Origin of the sequence: Modestobacter sp. VKM Ac-2979 (assembly GCF_026967995.1) — a bacterium.
In the GTDB taxonomy this organism is placed as follows: Bacteria; Actinomycetota; Actinomycetes; order Mycobacteriales; family Geodermatophilaceae; genus Modestobacter.
The window spans coordinates 169635-184311 of sequence record NZ_JAPVBO010000009.1 but is presented as its reverse complement, the minus strand read 5'-3'; the positions used below and the strand labels follow the sequence as shown (position 1 = coordinate 184311).

At 71.7% G+C, this 14677-nt stretch carries 8 protein-coding genes; 3 read left to right on the top strand and 5 right to left on the bottom strand.

What is annotated here, in order from left to right; all coding sequences use genetic code 11:
- Positions 1-15: 15 nt before the first annotated feature.
- The gene (locus O2W15_RS23305; protein WP_269181188.1) at positions 16-2067 is read right to left on the bottom strand and encodes a S9 family peptidase; all 2052 of its coding nucleotides are present in this window, start codon (positions 2065-2067) and stop codon (positions 16-18) included.
- Positions 2068-2113: 46 nt separating this feature from the next.
- On the bottom strand, positions 2114-3451 hold the full coding sequence (locus tag O2W15_RS23300) for an MFS transporter (protein ID WP_269165155.1): 1338 nt from the start codon (positions 3449-3451) through the stop codon (positions 2114-2116).
- Between the two features lie 83 nt (positions 3452-3534).
- Between O2W15_RS23300 and O2W15_RS23295 the strand changes: the two genes are divergently transcribed.
- Positions 3535-4779: a metal-dependent hydrolase family protein gene (locus O2W15_RS23295; RefSeq protein ID WP_269181187.1), complete on the top strand. Its 1245-nt coding sequence runs from the start codon at positions 3535-3537 to the stop codon at positions 4777-4779.
- A 39-nt stretch (positions 4780-4818) separates the two neighbouring features.
- On the opposite strand, the gene O2W15_RS23290 is transcribed toward O2W15_RS23295, so the two are convergent.
- From O2W15_RS23290 to uvrB, 3 genes are all read right to left on the bottom strand, one after another.
- A complete protein-coding gene (locus O2W15_RS23290; RefSeq protein ID WP_269165157.1) occupies positions 4819-5916 on the bottom strand; it encodes a TerC family protein in 1098 nt (365 codons plus the stop codon).
- Between the two features lie 111 nt (positions 5917-6027).
- Complete coding sequence (locus O2W15_RS23285) at positions 6028-7152, bottom strand: TerC family protein (RefSeq protein ID WP_269165158.1); 1125 nt, start codon at positions 7150-7152, stop codon at positions 6028-6030.
- A gap of 325 nt (positions 7153-7477) precedes the next feature.
- The gene (gene uvrB / locus O2W15_RS23280) at positions 7478-9610 is read right to left on the bottom strand and encodes an excinuclease ABC subunit UvrB (RefSeq protein WP_269181186.1); all 2133 of its coding nucleotides are present in this window, start codon (positions 9608-9610) and stop codon (positions 7478-7480) included.
- A 581-nt stretch (positions 9611-10191) separates the two neighbouring features.
- On the opposite strand from uvrB, the gene glgX reads away from it, so the two are divergent.
- Both glgX and treY read left to right on the top strand, forming a co-directional pair.
- Positions 10192-12300, top strand: a complete 2109-nt coding sequence (gene glgX, locus O2W15_RS23275) for a glycogen debranching protein GlgX (RefSeq protein WP_269165160.1) — start codon at positions 10192-10194, stop codon at positions 12298-12300.
- Positions 12297-14645, top strand: a complete 2349-nt coding sequence (gene treY, locus O2W15_RS23270) for a malto-oligosyltrehalose synthase (protein WP_269181185.1) — start codon at positions 12297-12299, stop codon at positions 14643-14645. The genes glgX and treY overlap by 4 nt, the downstream gene beginning before the upstream one ends.
- The last annotated feature ends 32 nt before the right edge of the window (positions 14646-14677 follow it).

The following is a 14677-nucleotide window of genomic DNA, read 5'->3' as shown; positions in this document are numbered from 1 at the left end:
GGCCCAGCGCGCTCCTCAGTCGACCCGGGTCGCCTGCACGGTCAGCGGCTCGGCCGGGTCCGGCCCGCCCGGGCCGGACCCGGCCGGCAGCGCGCCCATCACCGGGCTGTTCTGCGGGGTCGGCAGCCAGCGGCTCCACCAGCGCAGCACGTGCTCGAGCCGCGCCCGGCGGTGCTTGGGCCGGCCGGACCGGGACAGCTCGTGCCCCTCCCCCGGGAAGAGCAGCAGCTCGGTGGGGATGCCGCGGCGCTTGAGCTCCACGTAGAGCCGGGTCCCCTGCTCCAGCGGGCAGCGCCAGTCCTCCTCCGAGTGGATGACCATCGTCGGCGTGGTGATCCGGTGCGCCGAGGCCATCGGCGACTGCGCGGCGACGCGCTCGGGGTCGGTGCCCACGTACTCGTCGGGGAAGAAGAACCCGATGTCGGAGGAGCCGACGAAGCTCACCGGGTCGTTGAAGCCCCGCTCGCTGATGCCGGCGACGAACCGGTCGGTGCGGCCGAGCAGCAGCGTGGTCATGAACCCGCCGTACGAGCCGCCCATCAGCCCGACGCGGGAGGAGTCCAGCCCTGGGTCGGTCAGCGCCTCGTCGAGGAAGGCCAGCACGTCGTCGGCGTCCAGCTCGCCCATGTGCTCCTTGACCACCCGGCCGTGCGCCTGGCCGTAGCCCGACGACCCGCGGGGGTTGCACATCAGCACGGCGTAGCCGGCCTCGACGTAGGCCTGGGTCTCGTCGAACAGCGTCCAGCCGTACTGGCTGAACGGCCCGCCGTGCACGGTCAGCAGCACCGGGTGCGGCCCCGGCCCGGGCGGCGTGGTCACCCAGCCGTGCACCGGGTAGCCGTCCGGCGCGGTCGCCGTCGTCTCCCGCATCCGGTGCAGCCGGCCGGTGGCCTGCAGCGGCGCACCGAAGCCGGTGATCAGCCGGCGCCGTCCCGGCGTGACCGCGATGAGCTCGCCCGCCGAGCGGTCGTGCGCGACGGTGGCGACGACGACGCCGCCCCCGACGGCCATCCCCCGCACCGTGTACTGCCCCTCGACCAGCACCTCGGGTTCGCCTCCGCCGAGCGGGACCCGCAGCAGCTCGACGGCGCCGCGGCGCTGGACACCGATGAGGGCGGCGCCACCGGCCACGACGGTCGCCGGGGTCTCGTCGCCGCGGTCGTGCTCCTCCGGGTCGAGCAGCGGCACCACCGGGCCACCCGCGGCGCTGACCTGCGCCAGGGTGCTGTTCCGGCCGACGAAGTCCCGGCCGACCGGGCCCAGGTCGGGGATCGCCGTGAGGTAGATGGTGCGGCCGGTGGGATCGTCCGGGTCGTAGGCCGGGTGGCTGCACGTGGACCGGGAGTCGGTGACCCGGCGCAGCCCGCTGCCGTCGGGCCGGACGACGTACACGTCGGAGACCAGGTCGAGGTCGGCGCCCTCGTGCCGCGCGGAGACGAAGGCGAGCTCGGCGCCGTCCGGACGCCAGGCCACGTCGGTGTCGTCGACGTCGCCGCCGGTGACCTGGAACGGCGTGGGCTCCTCGACGGCGTCGTCGTCGGTGTCCGCGGGCAGGTCGACGACGAAGACGTGACTGCGGCGGTCGTTGGTGAAACCGATGTCGTCGGCCCGGTACTTCAGGGTGGTGATCAGCCGGGGAGGCTCCGCACCCGGCGACACGTCCTCGTCGGTGCCGTACCGCCCCTGCTCGGGCACCCGTGCGGTGTAGGCCAGCCGGCGGGAGTCCGGCGACCACACCGGGGTGCCGGCGCCCAGGTGGTGGTCGGTCAGCCGCCGGGCCGTGCCACCGCCGGCGGGCAGCACGTGCAGCTGCGGCCGCCCCTTCGGCTCGGCCGACAGGTAGGCCAGCCAGTGGCCGTCCGGGGAGAACACGGGTGCCGAGTCGTGGTGGCCGTGGGTCAGCGGTCGGGCCGGCGCGGAGCCGTCGGTCGGGACGGTCCACAGCTGGCCGCGGTACTCGTCGGCGTCCAGGTCCAGCCGGCTGACGGCGACGACGGCGGTCGCCCCGTCCGGGGACACCGTCGGCACACCGGGCACGCGCAGCAGGGAGAGGTCGGTCGGCCGCATGCGGGGCACGCTAGCCCAGCGCACGGCGGCGCGAAGATGAGCCCTGCTAAGGGGTGAGTGCTCCCGGGTCGCGCCGTTCCGCCCGGATGCTGCCGACCAGGCCCAGCGCACCGATCAGCGGCAGCACGGCGAGCAGCAGCAGACTGCGGTCCAGCCCGAGCACCTCGCCCGCACCGCCGACCACCGCCGACCCCACCCCGCCGCCGACCAGGAAGACCAGCGTGGCGATGCCCAGCGCGACGCCGCGCACCTCGTCGGGAACGGCGCCACCCACCGCGGCCATCAGTGCCGGCTGGCCCAGCCCGAAGGCGACCGTCACCAGGACGACGGCCGTCACCAGGCCGGGGGCGGAACCAGCGGTGGCGCCCAGAGCAGCGACCAGCAGCGCGACGGTCGCGATGATCCCGGAGATGGCCAGCGACCGGGCGGGGCCGAGCCGGGCCAGCAGTGGGCCGGCCAGCCGCGGGGCGAGGAAGCCGGTGACCGCGCTGGGCACCAGCGCCAGGCCGATGTGCAGCGGCGTCCACCCCTCGCCCGCGAGCACGGCGGGGACGGCGATCAGCAGCGCGAACCAGGCAGCCGGGACGGCGGAGGCGGCCAGCGCGCTGCGGACCACCACCGGCTCCCGGACGACGGCCCTGGGCAGGAAGCCCTCCGGCCGGCGGCGCACCTGCGCGGCGACCGCCGGGACGCCCAGCCCCAGCAGCGCAGCACCGACGGCGGCGATCACCACCCCGGAGGCCGGGGACTGCACGAGCAGCACCAGCCCGGCGGCGGTGCCGGCGACCAGGACCGCGCCCAGCACGTCCAGCCGGGCACCGGTGCCCACGGCGGGGACCGACCGCCACAGCACCGGCACCAGCAGCAACCCGAGCGCCGGCAGCACCACGACCGCCCGCCAGCTGGCGACGTCGGCCACCAGCCCACCGACCAACGGCCCCAGCGCGCTGACCGCCGCCGCGGTACCGGCGACCTTGCCCAGCGCGGCGGTGCGCACCGCTCCCTCGTACCGCGCGCTGACGATCGCCATGCCGAGCACCGGGACCGCAGCCGCACCCAGGCCCTGGAGGATGCGGGCACCCAGCAGCACCGGGTAGCTGGGGGCCAGACCGCCGAGCACCGCCCCGGCGGTCATCAGGGCCACGCCGACGACCAGCGGCAGCCGGATGCCGGCCAGGTCGGCGATCCGGCCGTACACGGCGGTCGCCACGGCCAGCATCAGCGCGTAGAGGCTGATCACCCAGGAGACGCCACCGGTCGTCAGGTCGAGGTCGGCGGCGATGGCCGGCAGCGTGACCGCGACCGCAGCACTGCCCATGCCGGCGAGTCCGAAGAGGATCCCGACCAGGCCGGCGACGCGGCCGACGTCGGTCGGGGGGCTCATGCCCGGGAGCCAACCACGCGCCGGCCGACCTCCCCCGGCCGCACGGTCCTGCGGCCCACTGACGGATCGCTAGTGTGACCCGGATGACACGACGGGTGTTCGCCGGTGGCCAGGTGTTCGACGGCACGGGCGGGCCCGCTGCCCGCGCCGACGTCCTCGTGGAGGACGGCCGCGTCCTGGACGTCGGCACGGGGCTGGAGGGCGACGAGGTCGTCGACTGCGCCGGCGCGACCGTGCTGCCGGGCCTCTTCGACTGCCACGTGCACGTGATGCTCAGCGGCGTGGACATGCTGCGGCTGCTCCAGACGCCGTTCAGCTACGGCTTCTACGAGGCGGTGCTCAACCTCCGCCGCACCCTGGCCGTGGGCATCACCTCGGTGCGGGACGCCGGCGGCGCCGACCTGGGGGTGGCCCAGGCCGTGCGCGACGGGCTGATCGCCGGGCCGCGGATGCAGATCGCGATCAGCATGCTGTCCCAGACCGGCGGGCACGGCGACGGCTGGCACGTCTGCGGCGCCGAGCTGCCGCTGATGGGGCCGCACCCCGGTCGGCCGGGAACGGTCGTGGACGGCGCCGACGAGATGCGCCGCACCGTGCGGGAGCTGCTGCGCGCCGGCGCCGACGTGCTCAAGGTGGCCACCAGTGGCGGAGTCCTCTCCGCTCGGGACGACCCGCGGCACCCGCACTTCCGGCCGGCCGAGCTCGACGTGCTCGTCGAGGAGGCGACGGCGGCCCGGGTGCACGTGATGGCCCACGCGCAGGGCGCGGAGGGGATCAAGGCCGCCGTCCGGGCCGGGATCCGCTCGATCGAGCACGGCATCTACCTCGATGACGAGGCCATCGACCTGATGCTGGCGCACGGGACCTGGCTGGTGCCCACGCTCGCCGCCCCCCGGGCGGTGCTCGCCTCGGTCGCCGCGGGAGCGTCGCTGCCCGAGGCCGTGATCGAGAAGGCCCGCGCGGTGCAGTCAGTGCACGACGAGTCCGTCCGCCGGGCGGTCGAGGCCGGGGTGAAGGTCGCGATGGGCACCGACAGCGGGGTGGGCCCGCACGGCGACAACCTCTCCGAGCTCGGCCTGATGGCCGGCTGCGGGATGACCGCCGACCAGGCCTGGCACGCCGCGACGCTCTCGGCCGCCGAGCTGCTGGGCGTCGACGGCGAGCTGGGCAGCCTGCAGCCCGGCAAGCGGGCCGACCTGGTGGTCCTGGACGGCGACGCGGGCGACCTCACCGGCCTGGCCGGGCGGGTGCGCGAGGTGTGGCGGGACGGCGTCCTGGTCGCCGCCGGCGGCTCGACCGTCGAGCCGGGGACGATCCCGCCCCGCTGACTCCACGGCGGCGGCCCGAGAGACGGGCCGCCGCCGCGCTCAGCTGGTGCGGTGCGGGTCCTCGCCGGTGGCGGCGCGGGCGCGCTGCTCGTCCTCGGTCAGCGCGGCGGGGCGGCCGGGCTCACCGGTGTCGGTGCCGGCCGGGTCGATCGCGGCACCCTCGGTGTCCGGCACCTCGCCGCGGGTCTTGACCAGGCTGGCCACGGTGGCGACCAGCAGGACCACCAGGATGACCGTCAGGGACAGCCAGGTCGGGATCGCCGGGATGCTCTCCAGCGGCTCACGCTCGCCGGCGAAGGGGTACTGGTTCTCGTGCAGCGCCTCGAGGATCAGCTTGACGCCGATGAAGGCCAGGATGACGGCCAGCCCCAGGGACAGGTAGACCAGGCGCTTGAGCAGGCCGCCGAGCAGGAAGTACAGCTGGCGCAGGCCCATCAGCGCGAAGATGTTCGCGGTGAAGACGATGAACGGCTCGCGGGTCAGCCCGAAGATCGCCGGGATGCTGTCCAGCGCGAACAGCAGGTCGGTCGTGCCCAGTGCCAGGAACACCACGATCATCGGCGTCCACAGCTTCTTGCCGTCCTGGACGACGCGGATCTTGCTCTCGTGGAAGTCCTGGGTCATCGGCAGGATCTTGCGCATCCGCCGGATGAGGCCGTTCTCCTCGTAGTCCTCGTCCTCCTCGCGGTGCCGGACCAGGTTGATCGCGGTGTAGACGAGGAACGCACCGAAGAGGAAGAAGACCCAGATGAACCGCTCGATGACGGCGGCGCCGGCGAGGATGAAGAGGCCGCGCAGCACCAGCGCGATGATGATCCCGACCATCAGGACCTCTTGCTGGAGCTTCCGGGGCACCCGGAAGCGGGCCATGATGATCACGAAGACGAACAGGTTGTCGACCGACAGCGAGTACTCGGTCAACCAGCCGGCGTAGAACTCGGTGGCGAACTGCCCGTTGGTCACCGCCAGGACGATCCCGCCGAAGGCCAGCGCCAGGGCCACGTAGAAGACGACCCACGCCGTCGCCTCCTTGACGGAGGGCTCGTGCGGACGACGGACGACGAGGGCGAGGTCGGCGAGCAGCAGGACGGTGAGCCCCACGAACGTCGAGATCTCGAACCAGACGGGGAGCTCCACGTTCCGGCACTCTACGGGTTCGTTGCCCCGTGCATCGGTTGACGACCCGTGTCCCCGACCGCTGTGGCGCGGGGCCAGGAGCGACGTTCGTCACCCCTGACCCCGCGACGCTCAGTCGGTGCGCGACTCCGGCCGGCTCACCGGCACCTCGCGCGGGTCGGCCGGCGCCTCGGCCGTGTCGGCGTCCGGGTCGCCCGGTGCGTCGATGTGCCGCCCGGTGCTGTCGGCCGCCGGGTCCCCGGCGCCACGCTGCTCGCGCCGCTGGGCGTCCTTCTTGTTCTTCCGCAGGCTCGCCCAGGTGGTCACCAGCAGGGTCACCAGGATGACCAGCAGCGACAGCCAGGTCGGGATCTCCGGCACCAGGGTGACGTGCTCGCCGCCGTTGATGAACGGCAGCGTGTTCTCGTGCAGTGCGTGGATCAGCAGCTTGATGCCGATGAACCCGAGGATGATCGCCAGGCCGTAGGCGAGGTACACCAGCCGGTCGAGCAGGCCGTCGATGAGGAAGAACAGCTGGCGGAGCCCGAGCAGCGCGAACGCGTTCGCGCTGAAGACCAGGTAGGTCTCCTGGGTGAGACCGAAGATCGCCGGGATGGAGTCGACGGCGAAGAGGATGTCGGCGCTGCCGATGGCGATCAGCGCGATCATCAGGGGGGTGATGAACCGCTTGCCGTTGATCTTCGTGGTCAGGCGGTCGGAGTGGTACTCCTCGGTCGTCGGGAGCACCTTGCGGGTCAGCCGCAGGACCGAGTTCTCCTTGAACTCCTCGTCGTCGTCGTGGCCGCCACTGCGGGCCTGGGCGATCGCGGTCCAGATCAGGAAGCCGCCGAAGATGTAGAAGACCCAGCTGAAGTTCTCGATCGCCGCGGCCCCGAGGAAGATGAAGATCGTCCGCAGCACGAGCGCGAAGGCGATCCCGAACAGCAGGACCTTCTGCTGCAGCTCCCGAGGCACGGCGAAGCTGGCCATGATCAGCACGAAGACGAACAGGTTGTCGACCGAGAGGCTCTTCTCGGTCACCCACCCGGCGAAGTACTCACCGGCGTAGGTACCGCCCCAGAACACCAGCACCACCAGGCCGAACAGCACGGCGATGGCGACGTAGATCGCCGACCACTTGCCTGATTCCTTCAGGGTCGGCGCGTGCGGTGTCCGCACGTGGCCGTAGAAGTCGAAGACGAGCATCCCGATGATCGCAGCCACCGTGATGCCCCACACCCACAGGGGGACGTCCATGCACTTCCTCCGGTCGTCTGGCTCATGTCAGCACCGGAGGTCTCTCCCACCGACCCGCCAGGCAGGTCGGCCGGCAGCGCCGGGGACCGTGGGATCCCGTGTTGACGACACTGCCGCGGGCGGGATACTCCCCTCCACGTGGGGCCTGCCCGGTCCGGCGCGGCAACGCACCGACCCCGGCGGTCCAGGTCCCAGGGTCCCCTACGAACGACCGCCCCGCAGAGTTCCCGCGGACGGCGAGGACCTGTGCCCGCGGACGGCGAGGACCTGTGCCCGCGGACGGCGAGGACCTGTGCCCGCGGACGGCGAGGACCTGCGAACCGGCTCAGGCGTGCGCGGCGTCGAACTGCCGCAGTTCCTTCTTCAGCTCGGTCAGCTCGTCGCGCAGCCGGGCCGCCACCTCGAACTGCAGCTCGCGGGCCGCCGCCAGCATCTGCTCGTTCATCGAGGTGATCATGTCGGCGAGCTCGTTGCGCGGCAGACCCTGGACGTCGATCGACCCGGCCTTCGCCCGGCTCTTCGACGACAGCCCGGGCACCGGCGACTTGCCGCGCGACTGCTGACGTCCCGAGCCGCCCAGCAGCTCGGTCGTGGCCCCGCCGGTGACCTCCTCGGTGTCCTCGGCGGCCTTGTAGATGCCGTCGAGGATGTCGACGATCTTCTTGCGCAGCGGTTGCGGGTCGACACCGTGCTCGGTGTTGTAGGCGATCTGCTTCTCCCGCCGCCGGTTGGTCTCATCGATCGCCTGGGCCATCGACGGGGTGATCTTGTCGGCGTACATGTGCACCTGGCCGGAGACGTTGCGCGCCGCCCGGCCGATGGTCTGGATCAGCGAGGTGCCCGAGCGGAGGAAGCCCTCCTTGTCCGCGTCGAGGATCGCCACCAGCGACACCTCGGGCAGGTCGAGCCCCTCGCGCAGCAGGTTGATGCCGACCAGCACGTCGTACTCACCCTGGCGCAGCTCCCGCAACAGCTCGACGCGACGCAGGGTGTCGACCTCCGAGTGCAGGTAGCGCACCTTGATGCCGAGCTCGAGCAGGTAGTCGGTGAGGTCCTCGGACATCTTCTTGGTCAGCGTGGTGACCAGGACCCGCTCGTCCTTCTCCGTGCGCAGCCGGATCTCGTGGACCAGGTCGTCGATCTGGCCCTTGGTCGGCTTGACCACGACCTCCGGGTCGATCAGCCCGGTCGGGCGGATCACCTGCTCCACGACGTCACCCTGGACCCGGCCGAGTTCGTAGTGACCCGGGGTCGCCGACAGGTAGACGGTCTGGTGGATGCGGTCGGTGAACTCCTCCCAGCGCAGCGGGCGGTTGTCCATCGCCGAGGGCAACCGGAAGCCGTGCTCGACCAGCGTGCGCTTGCGGCTCATGTCGCCCTCGTACATGCCGCCGATCTGCGGCACCGTGACGTGCGACTCGTCGATGACGAGCAGGAAGTCGTCGGGGAAGTAGTCGATCAGGCAGGCGCCGGCGCTGCCGGGTGACCGGCCGTCGATGTGCCGGGAGTAGTTCTCGATGCCCGAGCAGAACCCGACCTGGCGCATCATCTCGATGTCGTAGGTGGTGCGCATGCGCAACCGCTGCGCCTCCAGCAACTTGCCCTGCTTGTCCAGCTCGGCGAGCCGCTGCTCCAACTCCGCCTCGATGCCACCGATCGCCCGTTCCATGCGCTCGGGCCCGGCGACGTAGTGGGTGGCGGGGAAGACGAAGAGCTCGTCGACCTCGCGGATGACCTCGCCGGTGAGCGGGTGCAGGTAGTACAGCCGCTCGATCTCGTCGCCGAACATCTCGATCCGGCAGGCGAGCTCCTCGTAGACCGGGAAGATCTCGATCGTGTCGCCGCGGACCCGGAACGTGCCCCGGGTGAAGGCCAGGTCGTTGCGGGTGTACTGCTCGGTGACCAGGGTGCGCAGCAGCTCCTCCTGGGAGCGCTGCTCCCCCACCTTCACCTTGAGTGCGCGCTCCACGTACTCCTGCGGCGTGCCCAGGCCGTAGATGCAGGAGACGGTCGAGACGACGATGACGTCGCGCCGGGTGAGCAGGCTGTTGGTCGCCGAGTGCCGCAGCCGCTCGACCTCCTCGTTGACCGAGGAGTCCTTCTCGATGTAGGTGTCGGTCTGCGGGACGTAGGCCTCGGGCTGGTAGTAGTCGTAGTAGGAGACGAAGTACTCGACCGCGGCGTCGGGCATCAACTCCTTGAACTCGTTGGCCAACTGCGCGGCCAGCGTCTTGTTCGGGGCCATCACCAGGGTGGGGCGCTGCACCTGCTCGATCAACCAGGCTGTGGTGGCCGACTTCCCGGTGCCGGTGGCGCCGAGCAGGACGGTGTCCTGGTCACCGGCATTGACCCGCTCCGCGAGGGCCTTGATCGCCGTGGGCTGGTCGCCGGAGGGCTCGAACTCGCTGACGACACGGAACCGCCCCTGGGTGGGCCGGATGTCGGTGGATGCGCGCACGCCGACGACGGTACGACGGGCCTGTGACAGAAGTGGCCGGAGCGTCCCCCGGGCCGGTGACCCCGTCCGGATGGGCCGCACGGGACACGTGGGACGGGAGATCGACCGGCCGTCGCCGTGGGGAGTTGTCGACACGCCCGCGGACCCCTACCGTCAGCGCCCGCAGGAGCGAGCAGCACCGGTCGCCGCCAGTGCCACCCGGGTCACCGGGCGAGGTCGGCGGTGCCCGGGCTGCCGCTCCCGGCCCGGCCCGGTGCAGGCACTGCCGCAGCCGGGTGCCGACGCCCTCCCCGGTCCGCCGCGGAGGGCGTCGCCGTCCCCGCGACACGGCCGGCGTCGTCGTCCGCGCGGCGGAGCCGTGCCGCCGGCGGGTCGGCACTGCGCGGGCGAGCGGACCGGGCTTGGCAGACTCCCTCCGACGACCGCCCGCGCTCGTCCTCCGGACGTCGCCCGTGTCTCATCGCCACAGGTGTGCGGAGGCCGCTCAGCGGGCATCCGACGACGAACCCCTCGGTTCAGCCGTGACGACCCGCGCCCCTGCCCCGAGCCCAGGGGCGATCAGCTCAGGAGGACGACCTTTCATGACCACCCAGGTGTGGCCCGGTTCCGCGTATCCCCTCGGGGCGACCTATGACGGCACCGGCACCAACTTCGCGATCTACAGCGAGGTGGCCGAGAAGATCGAGCTGTGCCTGTTCGACGAGGCGGGCAACGAGGAGCGCATCCGCCTCCCCGAGATGGACGCCTACGTCTGGCACGCCTTCCTCCCCGGCATCCAGGCCGGACAGCGGTACGGCTACCGCGTCTACGGCCCGCACGACCCCGCCCAGGGCCACCGCTGCAACCCCCACAAGCTGCTGCTCGACCCCTACGCCAAGGCGATCGACGGCCAGGTCGACTGGGACGAGTCGGTGTTCGGCTACCACTTCGCCACCGGTGAGAAGAACGACGACGACTCGGCGGCGCACATGCCCAAGTCCGTCGTGGTGAGCCCGTTCTTCGACTGGGGCATGGACCGCCCGCCGCGGACCCCCTACAACAAGACGGTCATCTACGAGGCGCACGTCAAGGGCCTGACGATGACCCACCCGCGCATCCCCGAGGACCTGCGCGGCACCTACGCCGGCGTCGCCCACCCGGCGATCATCGAGCACCTGCTGGAGCTCGGGATCACCGCGATCGAACTGATGCCGGTGCACCAGTTCGTGCAGGACGACACGCTGCAGCAGAAGGGCCTGCGCAACTACTGGGGCTACAACACGATCGGCTTCTTCGCCCCGCACAACGAGTACGCCCAGTACACCGACGGCCAGCAGGTGCAGGAGTTCAAGGGCATGGTCCGGGCCATGCACGAGGCGGGCATCGAGGTCATCCTCGACGTCGTCTACAACCACACCGCCGAGGGCAACCACATGGGCCCGACGCTGTCGTTCAAGGGCATCGACAACTCGGCGTACTACCGCCTGGTCGAGGACGACAAGCAGTACTACATGGACACCACGGGCACCGGGAACTCGCTCAACGTCCGCACCCCGCAGTCGCTCCAGCTCATCATGGACTCGCTGCGGTACTGGGTGACCGAGATGCACGTCGACGGCTTCCGCTTCGACCTGGCCTCCACCCTGGCCCGCCAGTTCCACGAGGTCGACCGGCTGTCGGCCTTCTTCGACCTCGTCCACCAGGACCCGATCGTCAGCCAGGTGAAGCTGATCGCCGAGCCCTGGGACATCGGCGACGGCGGTTACCAGGTCGGCAACTTCCCGGCGCTGTGGACGGAGTGGAACGGCAAGTACCGCGACACCGTCCGCGACTTCTGGCGGGGCGAGAACGCCACGATCGGCGAGTTCGCCAGCCGGATCACCGGCTCCGCCGACCTCTACCAGCACTCCGGCCGGCGTCCGGTGGCCAGCATCAACTTCGTCACCGCGCACGACGGGTTCACCATCAACGACCTGGTCTCGTACAACGAGAAGCACAACGAGGCCAACGGCGAGGACAACAACGACGGCGAGAGCCACAACCGCAGCTGGAACTTCGGCGTCGAGGGCAAGACCGACGACCCCGAGATCCTGGCGTTGCGAGCCCAGCAGCGGCGCAACTTCATCACCACGCTGATGCTCTCCCAGGGCGTGCCGATGCTGCTGCACGGCGACGAGCTCGGCCGCACCCAGGGCGGCAACAACAACGGCTACTGCCAGGACTCCCCGATCACCTGGATCGACTGGGAGAACATCGACGAGGGCCTGCTGGAGTTCACCAAGCTGGTCACCAAGCTGCGCACCGACCACCCGACGTTCCGTCGTCGGCGGTTCTTCCACGGCCGCCCGGTGCGCCGCGCCGAGGGCGACCCGGTCCAGGACGTCGCCTGGTTCACCCACGCCGGTGAGCTGATGAGCGAAGAGGACTGGGACGCCCACTACGCCAAGTCGATCGGCGTCTACCTCAACGGCCACGGGATCCGCTCCACCGACGAGCGGGGCGAGCCGGTCGTCGACGACTGCTTCTACCTGGTGTTCAACGCCTGGCACGAGGACATCGAGTTCACCCTGCCCAGCAGCGAGTACGCCGAGGGCTGGACCGTGGTGGTGGACACCGCGGAGATGAGCGAGGTCGAACCGGTCGTGGTGAAGGCCGGGGACACGTTGACCGTCGCCGCCCGCGCCACCGTCGTCCTACAGTCCGCCTCGTGAGCCAGCCGGCCGGGGGCCAGCCGTCCGAGAGCCGTCGCCGGGAGGTGCCCGCGGGCACCTACCGGCTCCAGGTGACCGCCGACTTCACCCTCGACGACGCAGCGACCGTGGCCGGCTACCTGGCCGACCTCGGCGTGACCCACGCGTACTCCTCCCCGCTGCTGCGCTCGGCGGCGGGGAGCACGCACGGGTACGACACGGTCGACCACGCGCACATCGACGAGCCGCGCGGCGGGCGGGCCGGGCTCGACCGGTTCGTGACCGCGTTGCACGAGCACGGGCTCGGCCTGGTGCTGGACCTGGTGCCCAACCACATGGGCGTCAGCGACCCGGCCGAGTCCCGCTGGTGGTGGGACCTGCTCCAGCACGGGCGGGAGTCGGCCCACGCCGACGCCTTCGACGTCGACTGGGACTTCGGCGGGGGCAGGATCCGGATCCCGGTGCTGGGCAGCGCGGACGACGTCTCCCAGCTGGAGGTCGTGGAGACCGACGACGGTCCCGAGCTGCGCTACTACGACAACCGCTTCCCCATCGCCCCCGGCACCGAGGCGGGCACGCCGCAGGAGGTGCACGACCGGCAGCACTACGAGCTGGTCGACTGGCGGCGCGCGGACGACCAGCTGAACTACCGTCGGTTCTTCGCGATCAACACCCTCGCCGGGCTGCGGGTCGAGGACCGGGACGTCTTCCGGGCCACGCACGCACTCGTCGTCCAGCTGGTGGAGAACGGCTCGGTCGACGCGCTCCGGATCGACCACCCCGACGGGCTCGCCGACCCGAAGGGCTACCTGGACCTGCTCGCCGAGGCGACCGGTGACCGGTGGACCGTGGTGGAGAAGATCCTCGAGCCCGGCGAGGAGCTCCCCGAGAGCTGGAAGACGGCCGGGACGACGGGGTACGACGCGCTCGCCGAGGTCGATGACGTGCTGATCGACCCGGCCGGCGAGGCCGCGATCACCGCACTGGACACCGAGCTGGCCGGCGGCCGGGTCGACTACGCCCAGCTCGTGCACGACTGCAAGCGCGAGGTCACCGACGGCATGCTCGGGTCGGAGGTGGCCCGCCTGCACCGGATCGTCGGTGAGCTGCCCGGTGTGCCCGCCGAGCAGGTGACCGAGGGGCTGGCCGAGCTGCTGGCCGGCTTCCCGGTCTACCGCAGCTACCTGCCCGACGGCCGCGAGCACCTGGACGCCACGGTGGCCGCGGTGAAGCTCCGCCGTCCCGACCTCACCGCCGCCGTCGACGCGCTGCACCCGCTGCTGGGCTCGGCCGGCACCGAGCTGGCCACCCGGTTCGAGCAGACCTCGGGTCCGGTGATGGCCAAGGGCGTGGAGGACAGCGCCTACTACCGGTGGTCGCGCTTCGTCGCGCTCAACGAGGTGGGCGGCGACCCGGCCCGGTTCGGGACGACGGTCGAGCAGTTCCACGCGGCGCAGCAGCACCGCCAGGAGGTCAAGCCGGCCTCGATGACGACGCTGTCCACGCACGACACCAAGCGCAGCGAGGACGTCCGGGCCCGGCTGGCCGTGCTGGCCGAGGTCCCGTCCGAGTGGGCCGCCCTGGTCCGCGGCTGGCTGGACCGGCACCCGCTGGCCGACCGCCCGCTGGCCCACCTGGTGTGGCAGAACCTCGTCGGCGCGTGGCCGCTGTCCCGGGAGCGGGCGCACGCCTACGTGGAGAAGGCGGCCCGGGAGGCGGGCACCTCGACCACCTGGACCAACCCGGTGCAGGAGTTCGAGAGCCAGTTGCACGCCCTGGTGGACGCGGCGTTCGACGACGCCACCACGCACGCGGAGATCGAGCGGTTCGTGCAGCGGATCGCGCCCTTCGGCTGGTCGAACTCGCTGTCGCAGAAGCTGCTGCAGCTGACCGTCCCCGGTGTCCCGGACGTGTACCAGGGCACCGAGCTGTGGGACTTCTCGCTGGTCGACCCGGACAACCGGCGTCCGGTCGACTACGAGCTGCGCCGGGAGCTGCTGGCCCGGCTGGACGGTGGCTGGGTGCCGCCGGTCGACGAGACCGGTGCGGCCAAGCTGCTGGTGGTCTCCCGCACGCTGCGGCACCGGCGCGACGCCCCGGAGGCGTGGTCGGGGTACACCCCGGTGACGGCCCGCGGTCCGGCGGCCGACTCCGTCGTCGCGTTCGACCGCGGCGGCGTCGTCACCGTGGCGACCCGGCGGCCGGTCCACCTGGCCGAGACCGGGTGGGGCGACACCGCGGTCGGCTCACGGACCGGGGCGTGGCGGGACCTGCTCACCGGCAACCGACTGGTCTCCGACTCGGGCGGCATCCGGCTGAGCGAGATGTGCGCGCAGCTGCCGGTCGCCCTGCTCGTCCGCGACTGAGCCGATCCGGTCCCCGCCACCAGAGCCTGGTG